Genomic DNA, 18,974 nt, shown 5'->3' on the forward strand with positions numbered 1-18,974 from the left:
AAGGTTCTCAGGCCCGGGTCGTCCGAAGTTGTCCAGGTCCGGTGGATTCCGGGGTCATCCCGGCACCGAGGACCTCGTGAATGCTGGCCTGTTCAGGGACCGCGAATCTAGAGTGGCGGCCACACGCACAAAGACGGACCCCTCAGGAGGAATGGCGCAAGTGACTCCCCCACCCATCCGGCTCTTCAATACGATGACCATGCAGAAGGAGCTGCTGGAGCCCGCTGTCCCGGGCTGCGTCGGGGTCTACGTCTGTGGTCCTACCGTCTACAGTTACATTCATATCGGGAATGCTCGCACCTTCACGTCCTTCGACGTGGTGGTCCGCTATCTCCGGTACCGGGGCCTGAAGGTTCGCTACGTCCGGAACTTCACGGACGTGGACGACAAGATCATCAAGGCCGCGCACGAGACGGGCGAAGCCCCCGTGGCGTTGGCCTCGCGCTTCGTGGACATCTTCCACGAGGACGTCCGCGCGCTCCACATGCAGGACCCGGACGTGGAGCCGAAGGTGAGCGACCACCTTCCCGAAATCATCGCCATCATCCAGAAGCTGGTGGACAAGGGCTTCGCCTACGCGTCCCAGGGTGACGTGTACTTCTCGGTGAGCGCCGACAAGGACTACGCGAAGCTGTCCAAGCGACACCTGGACGAGCTGTGCGTTGGCGAGCGCGTGCAGCCGGGAGATCAGAAGCGCGAGCCGCTCGACTTCGCGCTGTGGAAGGGCGCCAAGCCAGGAGAGCCCGCGTGGGAGAGCCCGTGGGGGCTCGGCCGTCCTGGTTGGCACATCGAGTGCTCCGCGATGAGCGCGAAGTACCTCGGCGAGACGTTCGACATCCACGGCGGGGCGTTGGACCTCATCTTCCCCCACCACGAGAACGAAATCGCGCAGAGCGAGTCCGCCAACGGGCAGCAGTTCGCGAAGTACTGGATGCACTGCGGATTCCTGGACCTCGAAGGCGCGAAGATGTCCAAGTCGCTGGGCAACGTGGTGCGCCTGCGCGACGCACTGGAGAAGGTGGACGCGGAGGCCCTGCGCTTCTTCTTCCTCTCCACGCACTACCGCCATCCGCTCAGCTTCTCCGACAAGGCCCTGGCCGACTCGGAGGCGCGCATGGAGTACTTCTACGAGACGCTGCGCAAGGTGGATGAGCGCCTCGCGGGCAAGGACTTCGGCACGGGAGCGCTCCACGGCGAGCCGCACCGCTTCCTCGCGGAGTTCGAGTCCTCCATGGACGACGACTTCAACAGCGCGGGAGGCCTGGGCGCGCTGTCCGGCCTCTTCGGCCTGATGAACGAGCTGACCGACAAGCCGCCGGTGAAGGACAAGCCGATGGTGGGGCGGACGCTCCTGGCGTTGCGTGAGGACGTGCGCAAGGTGTCCGGCGTGCTCGGCCTGTTTGAAGACGACCCGAGCGCGTGGCTCCTGCGCCGTCGTGAGCGCGCGGTGCGCGAGCGCGGCATCGACGTGGCGGAGGTCGAGCGGCTGCTCGGTGAGCGGACGACCGCTCGGGCCGCGAAGGACTTCGCCGCGGCGGACCGGGTGCGGGCCACGCTGAAGGAGAAGGGCGTGGAAATCATGGATACGGCTGGCGGCACCTCGTGGAAGGTGGCGACCGCGCAGGGCTGAAGGGCTGCGGTGCCCCGGGCCTTCGTGTTAGGGCTCGGGGCACCATGAAGCATGTGCTGTCACTGTTCCTGGCCCTGACGTCCGTTCCCGCGCTCGCCCAGCGAGTGCCCTTGAGCACTCCCGCGGAGAAGGCCGCCGCGAGCAGCATCGACCCGGATGTGTTGCGCGCGCACGTGCGCTTCCTCGCGAGTGACCTGCTCGAGGGTCGAGGCCCTGGCACCCGGGGCGACGCGCTGGGGCAGGCGTACATCGCGGCGCAGCTGGAGGCCCTGGGGCTGAAGCCCGCGGGCACCGACGGCACGTTCTTCCAACCGTTCGACCTGGTGGGTGTCACCGGCCATCCGGAGACGATGTCCATCCGCGCACCGCTGGGCGCCGCGGAGCTGAAGTTCCACGAGGACTTCATCGCGGTGTCGGGCGTGCAGGTTCCCGAGGCGAAGCTGGACGCGTCCGAGCTCGTCTTCGTGGGCTACGGCATCCAGGCGCCCGAGTACGCGTGGGACGACTTCAAGGGGATGGATCTGCGCGGCAAGACGCTGCTCATCCTCAACAGCGACCCGGAGGATGATCCACGGCTCTTCGGGGGGCGCACGCGCCTCTGGTACGGCCGCTGGGATTACAAGTACGAGCAGGCGGCGAAGGTGGGCGCGGCGGGCGCCATCATCCTCCACACCACGGCCAGCGCGGGTTACCCGTGGCAGGTGGTGCAGTCGTCGTGGACGGGCGAGCAGTTCGAGCTGCCCGCGACGTCGGGCCCCCGTCTTCAAGTGAAGGCCTGGGCCACCGAGGACGCCACGCGCCGGGTGTTGCAGCTCGCGGGGCGGGAGCTGGAGACGCTCCGTGCCGCCGCGCAGTCGCGCGACTTCCAGCCGGTGCCGCTGGGGGTGACGGTGTCCACGCGCTTCGCGAACGACGTCCGTCGTCGCCCCACGGCCAACGTGCTGGCGATGCTGCCCGGCAGCGACGCGAAATTGTCCGGCGAGGTGGTGCTCTACAGCGCGCACCATGACCACCTGGGCAAGAAGGAGGGTGGCAAGCCGGGTGAGGACACCATCTACAACGGCGCGCTCGACAACGCGGCGGGCGTGTCCGCGATGCTGGCGGTGGCGCGGGCGTACCGTGCGATGCCGCAGGCGCCGCGCCGCTCCATCCTCTTCGCCGCCGTGGCCGCCGAGGAGCAGGGGCTGTTGGGCTCGCAGTACCTGTCCGAGCATCCGCCCGTGCCGGCCGGCCGCATCGCCGCCAACGTCAACATCGACGGCGCCAACATCCATGGCCGCACGCGCGACATCACCGTCATTGGCCTGGGCAAGTCCAACCTGGATGGCGTCATCACCGCGCTGGCGAAGACGCAGAACCGCGTGGTGAAGGCGGACCAGCTGTCGGACCGGGGCTTCTTCTACCGCTCGGACCAGTTCAACTTCGCGCGGCGCGGCATCCCCGCCGCCTACTTCGGCAGCGGCATGGACTTCATCGGTCGCCCGGAAGGATGGGGCCGCCAGCAGCGCGAGGCCTGGGAGGCGAAGCATTACCACCAGCCGTCCGACGAGCTGCGCCCGGAGTGGGACATGACGGGCGCGGTGGAGGACGCGCGCCTGTTCTTCCTGCTGGGGGCCCATGTCGCTCGCGCTCCGGAGCTGCCGCGCTGGAACAAGGGGGACGAGTTCGAGGCCGCTCGCCTGGAGGCGCTGGAGGCACTCAAGGCCCCCCGGACGCCGCCCTCCGAGGGGGCATCGAAGTAGGGCTGGAAGCGCTCCGTCCGCCGCTCGACGGGCGGGTACAAATGTCCAGTGTTTCGCCCCGCGAGGGTGTTAAACCTCGCGGATATGCCTGAGTTCCAGATCGTCAGCGACCACCAGCCCGAGGGGGACCAGCCGAGGGCCATTGGCGAGCTCACGGAGGGCGTGCTTCGGGGCGACCGCTACCAGACGCTCCTGGGCGTCACGGGGTCCGGCAAGACGTTCACCATGGCGAACATCATCGCCAAGGTGCAGCGGCCCACCCTGGTCATCGCCCACAACAAGACGCTGGCCGCCCAGCTCTACGGTGAGTTCAAGAGCCTCTTCCCGAACAACGCCGTCGAGTACTTCGTCTCGTACTACGACTACTACCAGCCCGAGGCCTACGTCCCGTCGTCGGACACCTTCATCGAGAAGGACTCGTCCATCAACGACAACATCGAGCGGATGCGCCACTCGGCCACCCACTCGCTGCGCACGCGCGACGACGTGGTGATTGTCGCCAGCGTGTCCTGCATCTACGGCCTGGGCGCGGCCCGGAGCTACGTGGACCTGGCGGTGCGCGTGGACGTGGGCGGGGAGATGGGGCGCGACACGTTCATGCGCCGCCTGGTGGAGGGCCAGTACGACCGCAACGACATGGACTTCCACCGAGGCACCTTCCGCACGCGCGGCGACACCGTGGAGGTGTTTCCCGCCTACGAGGAGGAGCGCGCGGTGCGCATCAGCTTCTTCGGCGACGAGGTGGAGCGAATCACCGAGTTCGACCCGCTGCGCGGCGTCACGTTGGGCACGCTGGACAAGATCGTCATCTTCCCCGCCAGCCACTACGTCGCGGGCGAGGACGTGCGCAAGCGCGCGCTGCAGACCATCCGCGACGAGCTGTCCGAGCAGCTCCAGACGTTCAAGCGCGAGGGCAAGCTGCTGGAGGCGCAGCGGCTGGAGCAGCGCACGATGTTCGACCTGGAGATGATTGAACAGGTCGGCTACTGCAACGGCATCGAGAACTACTCGCGGCACTTCTCGGGCCGCGCCACGGGCGAGCCGCCCCCGTGCCTCATCGACTACTTCCCGCGCAACCTGCTGGTCCTCATCGACGAGAGCCACCAGACGGTGCCGCAGATTGGCGCGATGTACCGGGGAGACCGCGCGCGCAAGGAGACGCTGGTCACCTTCGGCTTCCGCATGCCCAGCGCGCTGGACAACCGCCCGCTGAAGTTCGGTGAGTTCGAGGAGCTGGTGCCCCAGGCCGTCTTCGTCTCGGCGACGCCTTCCGAGTACGAGCTGCAGAAATCCCAGGGCGTGGTGGTGGAGCAGATCATCCGCCCCACCGGCCTGACGGACCCGGAAGTCGAAACGCGCCCTGTTGGCAACCAGGTGGACGACCTGCTCGAGGAGGTCCGCCTGCGTGTCACGCGCGGCGAGCGCGTTTTGGTGACGACGCTCACCAAGCGCATGGCGGAGGACCTCACCGAGTACTACGCGGACGTGGGCGTGCGCGTGCGCTACCTGCACTCGGACATCGACGCGATTGAGCGCATGGCCATCATCAGGGACCTGCGCAAGGGCGAGTTCGACGTGCTGGTGGGCATCAACCTCCTGCGCGAGGGCCTGGACATCCCCGAGGTGTCCCTGGTCGCCATCCTCGACGCGGACAAGGAGGGCTTCCTGCGCAGCCACGTGTCGCTCATCCAGACCATCGGCCGCGCCGCGCGCAACCTGAATGGCCGCGTCATCATGTACGCGGACTCCATCACCGACTCGATGAAGAAGGCGCTGGAGGAGACGACGCGCCGCCGCGAAATCCAGCGGCAGCACAACAAGGCCCACGGCATCACCCCTCGCTCCATCAAGAGCAACATCCTCAACTTCTCCGACCACGCCTACGACGCGGAGGGCGGCGGCACGTTGCCCATGGCGGCCGAGGGTGAGGACGACTTGCTCGAGGCGAAGGAGATCCGGCGGCTGGTGAAGGAGTTCACCGAGGAGATGCAGCGCGCCGCCGAGTCGATGGAGTTCGAGAAGGCCGCCGAGTACCGGGACAAGGTCCAACTGCTCAAGGACATGGACCTGGGGCTGAAGCCCGCCTCGCGCTTCCTGCTGAAGGGGCCCGCGAAGGCGCCGGACGAAGCCCCGAAGCGTGGACGGGGCAAGGGCGGCCGGGCGCGAGGGCGCCGTTAGGAGGCGTCTGCCATGGACGTGAAGCTCCAGGAGAAGCTCGACGCCCTTCCCACCGAGCCCGGCGTGTACCTGATGAAGGACCGCCGGGGGCAGATCATCTACGTGGGCAAGGCCATCAACCTGCGCAGCCGCGTGCGCTCGTACTTCACGCGCACCGGGGACACGCGCGTCTTCGTGTCGCTGCTGGATGAGCTGCTCGGCGACCTCGAGACGGTGCTCGTCCACAACGAGAAGGAGGCGCTGCTCCTCGAGAACGAGCTCATCAAGAAGCACCGGCCGCGCTTCAACGTCCTGCTCAAGGACGACAAGCAGTTCATCTCCCTGCGCCTGGACCGCACCCACGCGTACCCGCGCCTGGAAGTCGTCCGCAAGTACGAGCGCGACGGCGCGCGCTACTTCGGCCCGTACTCCAGCGCGGGCGCCATCCGCGAAACGCTGCGCATCATCAACCGCTACTTCCGCCTGCGCACCTGCACGGACCACGTGCTGGCCAACCGCAAGCGGCCCTGTCTGCTGTTCCAGATCGGCCGCTGCCCGGCGCCCTGCGTCCACCCGGTGCCCGAGGACGACTACCACCGCAGCGTGGACGAAGTGGTGATGTTCCTGGAGGGCAAGGCCAGCGAACTGGTGGAGGGGCTCCGTCTGCGCATGAAGCGCTCCGCCCAGGAGCTGAAGTTCGAGGAGGCCGCGCGGGTCAGAGACCAACTCCTGGCGATTGAGCGCAGCCTGGAGCGCCAGAAGATCGCCACCACGGACTTCAAGGACCAGGACGTCTTCGCGCTGTTCCGCGAAGGCGACCGCATCATGTTCTACGTCCTCTGGGTGCGGCAGGGCCGGCTCAACGGCGGCCAGGCGTTCCCCTTCGGCAACCAGGAGTTCCCCAACGAGGAGCTGCTCGCCTCGTTCGTGAACCTCTACTACGACCAGGGCAGCTTCGTGCCGGAGGAGGTGCTGCTTCCGCTGGACCCCGAGGACGGCACCGACGGACTCGAAGGCCTGCTCTCCGAGCGGAAGGGCGAGCGCGTGCGCGTGCTGGTCCCCAAGCGGGGGGAGAAGCACGAACTGGTGCAGATGGCGGTGAAGAACGCCGAACAGGCCTTCGTGGAGCGCCGCCGCACCAAGGACGAGACGGACCAGGTCCTCTCACGCCTCCAACAGCGGCTGAACCTCAAGAACTTTCCGCGCCGCATGGAGTGCTTCGACATCTCGCACTTCCAGAGCTCCGCCATCGTCGCCTCGCAGGTGGCCGTCACGGATGGCGACGCGGACAAGTCCCGGTACCGGAAGTACAAGATCAAGACGGTGGAGAAGCAGGACGACTTCGCGAGCATGTACGAGGTCGTGACGCGGCGCCTCAAGCGAGGGCTGGAGGACGGCGACCTGCCGGACCTGCTCGTCATCGACGGCGGCAAGGGGCAGCTGGCGAGCGCGCACGCGGCCATGAAGGACCTGGGCGTGGACTCCGTCGACGTGGTGGGCCTGGCCAAGAGCCGCGACTTGGAGGTCTTCGACCGGGATGCGGAGAGCGCTCGAAGCCCCGAGCGGGTGTTCGTCGTGGGGCGAAAGGACCCCATCGTCCTGGCTCAGAACTCGGCGGAGATGTTCATGCTGACGCGCATGAGGGACGAGGCGCACCGCTTCGCCATCACCTTCCAGAAGCAGGTGATGCGCAAGAGTCGGGTGCGTTCGGCGCTGGAGGACATCCCGGGAGTGGGGGAGGTGCGGCGCAAGACGCTCTTGCGGCACTTCGGTTCACTCAAGCGCGTGGGCGAGGCGAGCATCGAGGAGCTGGCCGACGTGGTGGGCCCCGCCGTCGCTGAGCGTGTCCATGCGGGGCTTCACGGACACCCCGACGAAGAGGAGGAAGACCCTGTCCGGGAAGCATCCCTCGACGATGCCGTCGAACCGGCGAACGAAAAATCGCAGGGAGGGTCGCCACCCGGTGCCGCGTGATTAATTTCCACTTCGGACTGCGGGGGAAGTGCGCTGGAACCGCGACGTTCCTGGGGTTTTTAATTGCGACTGGGCTCGGCGCTGATTTATAGCGGTTGACGATTCGAGCCGTCCAAAGAGGGCGAGGGACCGACATGAGGCTGTATCCGAAGGTGATCCCGATCATCTCGCGAGAGGCGATTCAGCAGCTCATGCAGGATGGGGACATCGAGGTGGAGCCGATGCGCGTGGCGGACGCCGAGATGGACCTGTCGGCCATCATGCGTGAGTACCTCGCGAATGAAGAGCGTGTGAACCAGGCGACGCGCGAGGCGTTGGAGCGTCGCGGATATGACTACTCCAAGTTCAACCAGGTGAAGCGCGAGATGGCGGATGTCCGCGGCTTCAAGATGGGCGACGAGGGCATCGAGTACGTCATCAACCAGATGATCGAATTCCTCCTCATCAGCCGGAACGTGGAGGAGGTCTACTCGGCCGACAACTCGCTGCGTCAGAAGATTTTCGCGGTGATGAAGCGGCACCTGGACGTGGATGATGAAATCGACAAGGAGGCTCGCTCCCGCCTGAAGCACCTGCAGGAGGGCACCAGCGCCTTCGACATCGAGTACAACAAGACGGTGGAGCAGATCCGCCGGGCTCGAGGCCTCATCTAGTTTTCTTGGGGGAGAGGGGACTGCCGTTCCCCGCTCCGCTGCCTACCTTGTTTTACAAGGAGGCAGCGTCGATGGCGGGACCTCTCACCGCGTTTCTCTTGTCCGGGTTGCTGGCCGCGGGGCCAGGCGGGTTCACGTTCGAGGGCCGGCAGGCCAGCGCGCGGACCGAGCAGCCGGACGCCTTCTTCATCCAAGGACCGCTGCCCTTCACGGACCTGGCCGAAAGCGGCCGAGGGAGCGCGGACCTCACCGTCGAGGACCGGGTCGACGCCCCCGAAGCCACGTACGGCGACAAGGCGAGCTTCTCCGCGTCTTTCCGCCTGGGGGCCACCGACTACCGGGTGGAGCTGTCCCAGGCCGGTTTCCCGCCCGCCCAGGCCCTTGCACAGGCGCCTTCCCGGCCGCTCCCTCCACCCCCGCCGCATACCGTGGCCGGCGGCGTGCTGCTGAACGTGCCGCTCTACGGCAACAGTGGCCTGGGGTGGTCAGCGATGACCCGCACGCATGCCGCGGTGGCGGTGTGGGGCGTGGGCAGCGTGTGGCGCAACGGGCGGCTGCTGACGGACACGGCCTTCGTGCACGTCGGGGCGTTGGATGCGGGGGCATTCGCGGACGACGACACGCACCGGATGCTGCGTCAGGCGCGCGTGGGTGACGCGGAGCTCGTGGTGCTGGTGTGGAACCTGCCTCCGGAGGCGGAGCCGCGAGGGTTCCTCCAGTTCATCTTCGAGGACGTGGCCATCCAGGTGGATGGGGTGTCCGTGCGCTCGGTGGCGGTGGTGGAGAACACGGGCCATGTGACGGGAGACCCGTATCTGCTGACGCCCGTGCCGGCGGGGGTCTATCCCGGAGTTCCGCCCCCGCTTCCGCCCGCGCCGGTACAGCAGACGGGGACCGGCGGCAGTGGGCTGGCGACGTCCGCGGCGGCGGGGCAGGAGCCGTCGGTGGTCATTCCTGGAGGAAGCACGCGGGTGCTCGTGGGCGGGAGTGATGGCCAGGTGGTGACGGAAGGCGGTGCCACGCTGGGCACCGGGGCGAACGTCCTCGTGGCGCCTCGGGAACCCGAGGTGACGAGCGGCGTCTCCCCCATCACGAGCACGCCGAATCCACCGGTGAACACTTCGCAGGTGCTGCCGGGGACGCCCGTGCTGGGCCCGTCGTTCGCAGGGGACCAGACGGTGATTTCGGGCACGACGGCCCCGGGGGTGAATTCCACGGTGAGCGCCTTCGGGACTCCGGCGAACCTGTCGACCACGGGCTCGTTCTCCGTGCCGTCGCTGACCGCGCCCAGCTTCGATGCGTTCTCCGGGACGGCGCAGGTGAGCCCGGGCATCATCGGCACCGCGCCGCCGCTGAACGCGGACTCGGCGACGCCGCCCACCGCGCTGTTGGGGGCCCCCACGCCGCTCAATGCCGCGTCGGCGCCCCCGCTGCTGGGGTCGCCCACGCCACTGAACGCGGCGCCGGCCACGGGGCTGCCCGCCACGCCGGCGCCGGCCAATGCGGCGCCCGCGACAGGCGTGGGCTCGACCGGAGCGCCCGCGGCGGCACCGGCGGGTACGCCCGCGAACTGAGGGCGACGGGCGACACTCCAGCGGGCCAGGGCCGTGGATTCAGCGGCTCTGGGCGCGTTTCGCGCGGAGCGATTGGCGCGCGGGCGTGGGTCGTCGCGCCCACCCGACAGCGTCGAGGCCGGGCGCGCGTCGTTCAGCGGACGCGCGAAGGGGGCGTCTGTCGCGCCATCGCGGCGGCCTGGGACAGGCGCTTGCGAAGCTGGAGGACCAGATGCTGGAGATAGTCGAGCCGCTCGATGATGCGCGGATCATCCCCCGCGTTCACCAGGTTCACCGGTGTCAGGGGCGCGGTGCGCAGCGTGCTCAGCAGGTCCGAGAAGTGGGCCTCCACGTCGCCGAGCGCATCCAGGCCTTCCCGCAAGTCATCCTCGAGCATATCGACGAGCACGGTCGCGTCGGTGCGAGAGGGCAGGGTCCGAGCCAGGCGCTCGGTGGCCACTCGGACCGGGTCGGCCTGGCGCGACAGCACGGGGGCGGCGAGGGCGAGAGGGGGCATGGCCTCGACGCTACAGGCCCGTAGCACCCCGTCAATTTTCCCGCCCTCGCGTCCCCGGTGCGTAGGGCCTCAGCGCCCGGCGGCCTTCAGAGTCTCGCGATGGCTCGTCAGGAAGCTCGCCACGCTGGTGGGAGCCTTGCCCGTGAGCTCCGCGACACTTCCCGTCGCCTCGCCCATGCGTCCCTCGGCCACCGCCACGTCGAACGAGGCATAGGCCTCCGCCAGCGGCGCGGGCAACCCGTGCGCCACCATGCCCGCCTTGAGGCTCGTGGCATCCACCGGAACGAACTGCACGGGACGGCCGGACAGCTCGCTCGCCAGTCGCGCCAGCTCCGCGTGACTCACCGCCGACGGGCCCGTCACTTCCAGCGTGCGCTTGCCCTCGAAGGTGGACATCAGCGCGGCCACTGCGATGCGAGCGCAGTCCTCGCGGGCGATGAACGCCGTCGAGCCCGTGCCGGTGGCGGCCACGAGTTGTCCCGTGGCGATGGCCTGCGGCAGGCTGTGCAGCAGCATGTCCGCGTAGATGTTGTTGCGCAGCACCGTGTAGCCCAGCCCGCTCTTCGCCAGCGCCTGCTCCGTCGCCCAGTGGTCCTTCGCGAGGGTGATGGGCGAGTCTGGCTCGGGGCGGGTGAGGGACGTGTAGACGATGTGCCGGACACCGACGCGGAGCGCCGCGTCCAAGGCATTCTGGTGCTGGGTGATGCGGCGTCCGGGGACGTCGAGCGAGTCCGTGCTGATGAGCAACAGCCGCTCCGCGCCCGCGAACGCGGTGTCGAGCGACTTCGCGTCATCGAAGTCCGCCTTGCGCACGACGACACCGCGCGCCGAGAGGTCCGAGAGCTTCGACGGCTCCCGGGTGGTGACGATGAGCGAGCCCTTGTGGGACTCCAGGAGCAACTCGACGACGCGACGGCCAAGGTGGCCGGACGCGCCGGTGACGAGCAGGGTGGCGGACATGGGGACTCTCCGGAGCAGCGGGGTGACGTGAGCTTCGGCCCTTGGGTTAATCCCCGGACTCCCTGCTGCACAATGCCTCCTCGTGGAGCATACTGTTCCATGGAGGGAACAATGGACCTCAACCAGCTCGCGCTCTTCGTCGCCGTCGCCGAAGGGGCCAGCTTCTCCACCGCCGCGAAGAAGCTGGGCATGCCGAAGTCATCGGTGAGTCGAGGCATCTCCAGTCTGGAGTCCTCGCTGGGCGTGCAGCTCATCCATCGCACGACGCGTCGGGTGGCGCTCAGCACCGCGGGCCAGGCGCTGTATGAGCGCGTGTCTCCCATGCTCGCCTCGCTGCGCAAGTCCGTGGGGGAGCTGCCGGAGTTGGAGGACGAGCCCTCGGGCGAGCTTCGGCTGACGGCGGTGGTGGACTGGGGCACCACCGTGCTGGCGGAGATCATCACCCGCTTCGTGGCGCGCTACCCAGCGGTGAAGGTGGACCTGCACCTGGACAACCGCGTGGTGGACCTGGTGGCCGAGGGCTTCGACGCCGCCCTCAGGTTGTCCTCCAACACGCTCAAGGACTCCTCCCTGCGTGCCCGCCGGCTGGGGCCCTTCTCGCTGCGCCTCTACGGCTCACCCGCGTACCTCGCGCGCCGGGGCACTCCGCGCCATCCTCGCGAGCTGACCAGTCACACGTGGGTCTCCTTCCGGAGCGTGAAGCCCTTCTCGCTGGTGGGACCCGGGGAGACGATGCGCGTCCCTCAGTCGGGCTCCATCCGGTGCGATGACATGTTCTTCATGCGGGAGACGCTGCGCCTGGGCGCGGGCATCGGCTTCCTGCCGTCGATGCTCGCGGAGCCCGAGGTCGCGGAGGGGCGGCTCGTCCCGGTGCTCCCGAAATGGAGCATGCCCGGGGGCAGCGTGTGGTTCGTCTCCACCGCGGAGCGGCACATGCCACGGAAGGTGGCCGCCTTCCGCGATTTCCTCCTGGAGACGCTGAAGCAGCGCCCGTTTCCACCTTGAGCCGGAGCGCGGTGCCGTCCCGCGCCCCTTCGCTGTCAGAGCGAGCCGAGGAACTTCATCAGCGCGGCGCGGTCGTCGCTGGAGAGCGCGCGGAAGCCCTCACGGGCGGCGAGGGCCTCGCCCCCGTGCCACAGCACCGCTTCTTCTATCGTCCGGGCGCGACCGTCATGCAGGAACCCGGAGTAGGGCAGCACCGTGTGCGTCAGCCCCAGGCCCCACAGCGCGGGCGTGCGCCACTCGGTGCCGGTGGCCGCGCCATCCGGCCTGCCATCCGCGAGCTCCGGGCCCATGTCGTGCAGCAGCATGTCCGTGTACGGATGGATGCTCTGAAAGGCGAGTTCCTCGTAAGCGGACGCGCCCGTTTCGAGCGTCTCGCGGTGGCAGGATTCGCAGCCCAGTGAGCGGAACAGCTTCTCTCCGCGCTGGACCACCGGGTCTTCCAGCGCCGTGCGCGCGGGAACGCCGAGCGACTGCGAATAGAAGACGGCGGCCTCCAGGAGTTCGGGCGTGAGTTCATGCGTCCCGTCGGGCTCCGGGAAGAGCGGGCTGCTGATGCCCATGTCGTTGAAGTACGCCTCGGCGGACTGCTGCAGCAGATGAGGGCTGTTCGCCTTCCACCCGAAGCGCCCGGGCACGAGCGTGTGCAGCGCCGCGTCCCAGACCTCGTTCATCCGCCCGGAGATGCCATCGCCGTCCCGGTCATCAGGGTCCTCCAGGGCGCGCAGCGTCTCGAGCGGCAGGGCTTCCAGCAACCCCAGCCCGAACACGGGAGGGGGAAGCCGCAGCGACATCAACATGTTCGCGGGCAACGCGGAGCCATCCGACGGTGCGATGTTCACGCGCGGCGAGCGCAGCGAGTACGGCGTGCCGTCCGCGTACTGCCCGGTGCTCTCCACCCATGAAAGCGTGAGTGCGGCGGGTGGCATGGCGCCATAGACGGCCTGGTCCCTCACCTGCAACCCCAGGCCAGGGACCGGCACCGCGCCGTATGGATGCTCGGGCATTCCCTCGGGAAGGCTCACTCGCACGAGGAGCTGGGTGCGCTGGGCCGTCGGCCCCATCACCGGCATGCCGCGCCCGTTGCGCAGATGACAGCCGTTGCATGAGACGTTGTTGTACGTCGGCCCGAGCCCTGGGTTCACACGCGAAGGCGCCGGGACGAAGATGGCCTCGAAGGCCGCGTCGCCGTCCCGGTGCAGCCGGTCATACTCAGGTCGCAGATTGGCGGCGGGCTGGGCGAACGCCAGCGACGTGCGATTGTCGACGGTGGTGGCCCCGCCCGCCCTCGGCGGAGCGAAAGGCACCTGGGGCGCCTCCTCTCCGCAGCCAGCGGTCCACAACAGCAAGGCCCCCATCATCACGGCACGTCGCATGGCGTTCACCTTCGCTTGTCACCCTACGTTACTTCGTCACCAGGGGCAGCACTTCGCCCTGGAAGGTGTCGTGCAGGGTGCGGATGGCTTCCTGCGCCGCCACGATCTTGGGGCGCTCCGTCTCGTTGGTGATGGACTCGCGGAACGGCTCGGCGATGGCGGCCAGGGCGCTGATGGACCCGGCGATCTGCTGGCGGATCTTGACGTCGAGCGTGCTGTCCACGCCCACCACGTCGCGCAGGGAGCTGCCCGTCTTCGTCTCACCCGGCAGGTGGCCCAGGTAGGCGTTCTCCACGCTGCGGATGTTGTTGGTGAAGTCCTCCAGCGAGTTGTACGCGAACTGGCTCTCCACCACGTCCGGCTCGCGGGTGTCGTACGGCTCGGCGATCTTCCCGTTGGCGACCTCGTCCAGGATGGTGGTGATGCCGCCCACCATCTCCTGCGCGGCGGCCTGCACGGACGGGTACGCGGAGTTGCCCGACTGGCCCGCGGTCGCCAGCGTGTCACGGAACGGCGCGTTGCCTTCCACCGACTGGACCCACCGGCCGTGCAGAATCTGGCCCACGGCCTTGAGCTCCGCGGACAGGGCCTTGAGGTACTCGAACTCGCGGGCCGTGAGCTGGCCCACCGTCTTGGTGCCGCCATTGCCGAAGATGATGTACTCCAGCGTGTGGAAGCCCTTCTGCTCGTTCTTGAGGTTGCTCACGTACTGCTGCGTGAGGGCGTCGTTGTTGGCCAGCACGGCCTCCAACTCGGTGTGGCTGACCGGCCAGCTGTCCAGCGCCGGGTCATAGCCGAAGCTGTCCACGGGACCGAACAGGAAGCCCTCGCTCTGCTCCCAGGGAATGCGCGCCGCGCGCCACGCCGCCTTGGCCGCCGCCAGCTTGTCCGCCGTGGGCGCCGCCGCCAGCGAGACACAGGCGGCGTCCAGCTCGGTGAGCCGCGTGGCCAGCCGCGCGTAGGTCGGCACCACGACCTTGTCCGCGAACGTGACGACGAGCTCCTGGGTGACCTTGGAGTCGTCGGTGGGGTTGTCGGAGTCGTCGCCGCAGGCGCCGAGGAACAGCGCGCTGGACAGGAGCGCCGGCGCGAGCGCCAGGCGGAGGGGCAGGGACATACGCTTCATGACTGACCTTTCGTTGGGGGTTGGTGGACGCAGGCACCTGGGCCGACGTCAGTAGTTGAAGCCGGTGGCGAAGCGCAGGGTGTTCTCCGGCCGGAAGGCGGAGGAGCCCAGGCGGCGGTGCCCGAAGTCGAGCTTCGCGAACGCCACGTTCATCAGGTTGTAGGACAGGCCCACGGTGTAGACGGAGCGGCGGAAGCGCGGGTTGTCGTACAGCTCCTCGCGCGGCTTGAACTGCGTGTCCGCGTAGTCGTAACGGACGAACGGGAAGAGGTGGTGCGAGTCGCTCAGCCCCACCACGCTCGCGATGTCGTAGCCAAGCTCGCCCCACACGGCCAACGCGTTGTCGGACACCGGCGTGCGTATCACTCCCAGCAGGTTGGACAGGCGCGCGTTGCGCTGGGAGACCAGCTCCGCGTTCTTCAGGTGGCCGTACATCACCAGTGCCTTCGCGCTCCACGGGCCCTTGCGCACGGACAGGTGCGCGTCCAGCAGTGTCAGCGGAGCCGACACGTAGCCGCACGGCGCCACTTCCCTGGGGTTCGCCTCCTCGCAGCTCTTCACCAGGTCCGCCTTGGGACGGTTGCGTGTGGTGTCGCCGTGATAGGCGGACACGCCGAAGGTGAACCCGTCGAAGTGCGTGACGTCCGCCCGGACGACGAGCGCCATGTCCGTGGCCCGCTGCACCTCGAAGCGGCGCTGGTGTCCGCCCGCCGACCAGAGCTGTGAGCTGAAGCCGGTGGAGTCCAGGCCGTTCACCAACTGGCCCGTGAGCCGCAGCCCCCAGGGGAACTTGTAGCGCAGGCGCACGCCCATCTCGTCCCACGTGTTGGGGATGATGCTCGTCTCCGCCTCGTCGCGGTTGGTGCCCAGGTAGTCGGTGGGCCGCGAGAACTCACTCAGCGTGCCCACCGCCACGTAGAAGCGGCCCACCGCGAGCGCGGCGTTGGCCCCCAGCTTCTTCGAGAGGAACATCTCCTCGACGAGGATTTCGCCGCCCTTGTCCAGCTCCTGGTCGAACTCGCCGAACTCCTCGTACTCCAGCTCCATCGCGGAGCCGGTGCCGCCGTGCTCGAATTCGACTTCGACCTCGGCCTCGAGACCGTAGTCGGGCAGGCCGCCCTTCACTTCAATCACGAAGCGGTTGGTGTCGAACTCGATGCGCGAGTCGCGCTGCGCGCCACCCGCCCGGTTCTGGTCCAGCCCGTAGTTGAAGTAGGCGAACTGCAACTCACCGTACGCCGTGACGTAGACGTCGATCTTGGGACGCGTGGGCCCCAACGGGGGCGTCGCGGGCGGCGCGGCGGGAACCGGAGCGGGCTGCGCGGGCTCGGCGATGGTCGGAGCCGAAGGCGCGGGCTCCACCTGGGGCGCCGAAGGCGGCTCCACGGCGGGCTCGGCTTGAGGGGCTGGGGGCGCCTGGGGACCGGCCGGAGCTTCGGCTCGGGCAACCGTGCCGGAGAACACCAGCGTGGAACAGAGCAGCAGGGATGAACGGACGAAGCAAGAGCGTGGGCGCATCGGAGCGGCGCGCACCCTACGCTCGCGATTTTGATTTTGCAAACCAGAATCAAATTGTGTTCAGCAAGAAAGGCCCGGAATACCGCGCACCGGGCCTCTCCAGAGGGGACTTCAGCCTCTCGTCACCACTTCATCTCTTCCTTGCCGGGGCCGGCTTCCTGGCGCTTCTCGCCGGGACGGCTGACGGAGGTGAGGGTGGCGCGCACGGCGCCCAGGTCCAGGGTGCCCACGGCGGCCAGGGGCAGGCGGCGTGCATCGTCGGAGAGCCACACGTGCACTTCGCGCTTCTGCTTGGGGCGGTCCAACCGAACCGCGGTGCCCTGCAGGTGCCACGCGGTGAACTGGCCCAGGGGCGTCGTCACCTGCTCCTTCTTGAGGACCTGTCCCTGCATGCGCCACAGCCGGCGCACGCCGTACACGTCGAAGCAGACGGACATGTTCTCCTCCAGGGGGAGCTGACGCAGCAGGTAGATGGAGCCCGCCACGTCGAGGCCGTCCTTGTCGTAGGTGTAGTTGTACTGGCCCTTGGCGCGCTGGCCGATCTGGTAGTCCACCTTGATGGCGCGGTCCTTGTGGGTGAACGCGACCTCCACCTTGCGGCGCATCTCGTTCTCCGTGGCGTCCTCCACGTAGCGCTTGGGGCGCAGTGTTTTCGGGTGGAGCCACGTAGTGGCGCTGCCCCGGACGCGGCGGACCTTGGAGAAGAAGGAGTTGGTCTGCGCCTCGGCCAGCACGGGGATCTGCCCGTCCTGCTGCTTCTGGACTCGCAGGGTCATCTTGCCCGCCTGCGCGCCCATGGCGTCCAGGTCGAACTCGAGCACCTCGCCGGGCATGAAGGCCAACGGCATGCGCAGCGCGGGTAGCGCCTGGGCGCACGGTTCCACGGTGATGGGGGGCTCTTCGGGTGTCGCCGCCGCGCTGGCTTCAGCGGGTTTGTCGGCTTCGGGCTTGTCGGCCTCCGTGTCCGGGAGCTGAGCCCAGGCGGTGCCGCCGGAGGACAGCATCAGCCAGGCCGCGAGGAGGGTGCGCAGGGAGCTCATCCATCTTCCTTCCACAAGGGACTACGGGGTGCTCTGGGGCGTGTGACGGCCCGGACGCTTCGCAAATTCGGACGTCGACCATCGCTGCCGGAGCCGGGCAGTCACGAGCTGGCGGACCTGGGTCCATTCTCGCGCATCCCGGCTGATGTCCCAACCCGACCGGACCAGGTGACGTGCCGCGTCTCGGGCGAACGCCTGGTCTCCCAGCTCGGAGAGGAGACGGAGGTACTCGTAGTCCTCCAGGCCGTCTCGCAGGTGTTTGAGCCGCAGCGACTGCACCGGGTGGTGTCCGGAATCTCCCAGGTGTCTGGGCGTGCCCGGATAGAAAAGGGTGCCGTCGCCGTTGCCGCCGAACTCGAGGAGGTCCGTCCAGGGGTCCTCCTTCGTGTTGTAGGCAAAGACGGTGTCGAAATAGAGCTCGCCATCCACGCCACTCGCGAACGCCAGCGGGCCCATGGCCCGGTTGAGCGGGGCGGGGTGGTCCACCATGTACGAGGCCCAGCCGCTGTAGGCACGCTCCCGCGCGGAGTCCGGAGCGGGGCCGCCGTTGCAACCATGCGAATTGCAACTCTGATACCACCACACCTGGGTGGCCTCGGGCAGCTTCGCGCGCAGCTCCGCGAGTTCGTGCACGGCGCGACAGGTGGCGGGGCCCGAGCGGGGATAGAAGCAGTTGAGCGTGGGCGCGAGGATGTCCGCGGCGGGCGCGAGCGTGGCGTCGAACGGGCTGGTGATGAGCACCCGGCTTCCACCGGCGGCGCGCACCCGGCGCGACTGTGCAAGCACCAGAGGCACGTCCTCCGGCTTCGGCTCGTCCTTGGTGTAGAAGAAGAGCTGCGCGGGCCAGCCCTTCGTCTGGAAGTGCTCGGCGAAGGCGCGGTAGTACGCCACCTTCTCTTCCTCGGTGACGGCCTGCTTGTTGTCGCGCAGGTCAGCGGTGGTGAAGCGGGCGCCGGAGTCCAGCAGGGTCCCTTCGAGGAAGGGCCCCATCTCCGCGTCGTAGGCGCTCCAGTCCAGGAGGGCCTTGCCGTCCTCGAAGCGCACCGGGGGCGGCGTCATGCTCATGCCGTGCGCGCTCACGCGGTGCTCCAGCAGGACGCGTGCGTACGCGCGCAGCAGCGCGCGCGCCTCCGGTGAGTCCGGGTTCAGGCCGTGTCCCCGGGCGATGCTGTAGAGGGAGATGCCGAAGCTGGTGGGCAGCGAGGACGTCGCTGGCAGCACGAAGGGCTGCACCTCCACCGTGAAGGGCACCGCGACGCGCTCCACCTTGTTGAAGCGTGCCCTCAGCGTGCCCCGGTAGGTGCCCGGAGACTGGCCCTCCGGCGCGCACACCTCCACGTAGAGGACGGTGGGCAGGTCCGGGTCTCCGTCGGGGACGGGGGCGCTCAGCGGCAGCAGCGGATCCGGCCAGGCTCCCTGGGCGCCCTGGCTGTTGGACGCGAGGTGGACCGGGAGGTAGCCCTCGCGCCAGAGGGCCGCGGGCAGCGCTTCCCCGGGGCCTCCGAGGAACAGGGGCGTCACCTGGAGCTGCCGGGCCGTGCCGGGGAGCACCACCTGCACGCCTTCGCACTCGCCGCGCGCGACGCTCAGGCGTGCCTGGGGCCGCCCCTGGAGCGCGGCACCGGGCCGCACCTTGACCAGGGCCGAGACCACCATTGGTTCCGGTGTAGCGGCCACCGCCGCCATCACCACCCACGCCCAGCCCGCGCCCATCCGCCCCCTTCAC

General features: G+C 68.5%; 14 protein-coding genes. 7 read left to right on the forward strand and 7 right to left on the reverse strand.

What is annotated here, in order from left to right; all coding sequences use genetic code 11:
- The first annotated feature begins 151 nt into the window (after window positions 1-151).
- From cysS to HUA76_RS21165, 6 genes are all read left to right on the forward strand, one after another.
- Entirely contained in the window at window positions 152-1,630 is a 1,479-nt protein-coding gene (cysS, locus tag HUA76_RS21140) for a cysteine--tRNA ligase (RefSeq protein WP_174461895.1), read from the forward strand.
- A 44-nt stretch (window positions 1,631-1,674) separates the two neighbouring features.
- Window positions 1,675-3,372 (forward strand): M28 family peptidase, encoded by a 1,698-nt coding sequence (locus tag HUA76_RS21145; protein ID WP_174461896.1) that lies wholly within the window; start codon window positions 1,675-1,677, stop codon window positions 3,370-3,372.
- An 84-nt stretch (window positions 3,373-3,456) separates the two neighbouring features.
- On the forward strand, window positions 3,457-5,550 hold the full coding sequence (gene uvrB / locus HUA76_RS21150; protein WP_174461897.1) for an excinuclease ABC subunit UvrB: 2,094 nt from the start codon (window positions 3,457-3,459) through the stop codon (window positions 5,548-5,550).
- Window positions 5,551-5,562: 12 nt separating this feature from the next.
- Window positions 5,563-7,503 carry an excinuclease ABC subunit UvrC gene (uvrC, locus tag HUA76_RS21155; RefSeq protein ID WP_141648987.1) on the forward strand — a complete coding sequence of 647 codons (1,941 nt, stop codon included), beginning with the start codon at window positions 5,563-5,565 and terminating at the stop codon, window positions 7,501-7,503.
- A gap of 134 nt (window positions 7,504-7,637) precedes the next feature.
- Window positions 7,638-8,156: a DUF507 family protein gene (locus HUA76_RS21160; RefSeq protein ID WP_141648986.1), complete on the forward strand. Its 519-nt coding sequence runs from the start codon at window positions 7,638-7,640 to the stop codon at window positions 8,154-8,156.
- A gap of 71 nt (window positions 8,157-8,227) precedes the next feature.
- On the forward strand, window positions 8,228-9,730 hold the full coding sequence (locus tag HUA76_RS21165; RefSeq protein ID WP_174461898.1) for a hypothetical protein: 1,503 nt from the start codon (window positions 8,228-8,230) through the stop codon (window positions 9,728-9,730).
- A gap of 133 nt (window positions 9,731-9,863) precedes the next feature.
- Here HUA76_RS21165 and HUA76_RS21170 read toward each other — a convergent pair whose 3' ends face one another.
- Window positions 9,864-10,226, reverse strand: coding sequence for a hypothetical protein (locus tag HUA76_RS21170; RefSeq protein WP_174454948.1), 363 nt, complete (start codon window positions 10,224-10,226; stop codon window positions 9,864-9,866).
- Window positions 10,227-10,295: 69 nt separating this feature from the next.
- Entirely contained in the window at window positions 10,296-11,186 is an 891-nt protein-coding gene (locus HUA76_RS21175; RefSeq protein ID WP_174461899.1) for an SDR family oxidoreductase, read from the reverse strand.
- A 99-nt stretch (window positions 11,187-11,285) separates the two neighbouring features.
- On the opposite strand from HUA76_RS21175, the gene HUA76_RS21180 reads away from it, so the two are divergent.
- A complete protein-coding gene (locus HUA76_RS21180) occupies window positions 11,286-12,191 on the forward strand; it encodes a LysR family transcriptional regulator (protein ID WP_254614357.1) in 906 nt (301 codons plus the stop codon).
- Window positions 12,192-12,226: 35 nt separating this feature from the next.
- Here the strand turns inward: HUA76_RS21180 and HUA76_RS21185 are convergent, their stop codons facing one another.
- The 5 genes from HUA76_RS21185 to HUA76_RS21205 all read right to left on the reverse strand — a co-directional run bounded on the left by HUA76_RS21185 (window position 12,227) and on the right by HUA76_RS21205 (window position 18,961).
- Entirely contained in the window at window positions 12,227-13,564 is a 1,338-nt protein-coding gene (locus HUA76_RS21185) for a di-heme oxidoredictase family protein (RefSeq protein ID WP_174454951.1), read from the reverse strand.
- 28 nt (window positions 13,565-13,592) lie between these two features.
- Window positions 13,593-14,690 (reverse strand): imelysin family protein, encoded by a 1,098-nt coding sequence (locus tag HUA76_RS21190; protein ID WP_174454952.1) that lies wholly within the window; start codon window positions 14,688-14,690, stop codon window positions 13,593-13,595.
- 48 nt (window positions 14,691-14,738) lie between these two features.
- The gene (locus tag HUA76_RS21195) at window positions 14,739-16,208 is read right to left on the reverse strand and encodes a hypothetical protein (RefSeq protein ID WP_174454953.1); all 1,470 of its coding nucleotides are present in this window, start codon (window positions 16,206-16,208) and stop codon (window positions 14,739-14,741) included.
- 122 nt (window positions 16,209-16,330) lie between these two features.
- A complete protein-coding gene (locus tag HUA76_RS21200; RefSeq protein WP_141647672.1) occupies window positions 16,331-17,248 on the reverse strand; it encodes a DUF3108 domain-containing protein in 918 nt (305 codons plus the stop codon).
- A 21-nt stretch (window positions 17,249-17,269) separates the two neighbouring features.
- Window positions 17,270-18,961, reverse strand: a complete 1,692-nt coding sequence (locus HUA76_RS21205) for a DUF4091 domain-containing protein (RefSeq protein ID WP_174454954.1) — start codon at window positions 18,959-18,961, stop codon at window positions 17,270-17,272.
- Between the last annotated feature and the right edge of the window lie 13 nt (window positions 18,962-18,974).

Source organism: Myxococcus sp. CA056 (assembly GCF_013336715.1).
Taxonomy (GTDB): Bacteria; Myxococcota; Myxococcia; order Myxococcales; family Myxococcaceae; genus Myxococcus; species Myxococcus llanfairpwllgwyngyllgogerychwyrndrobwllllantysiliogogogochensis.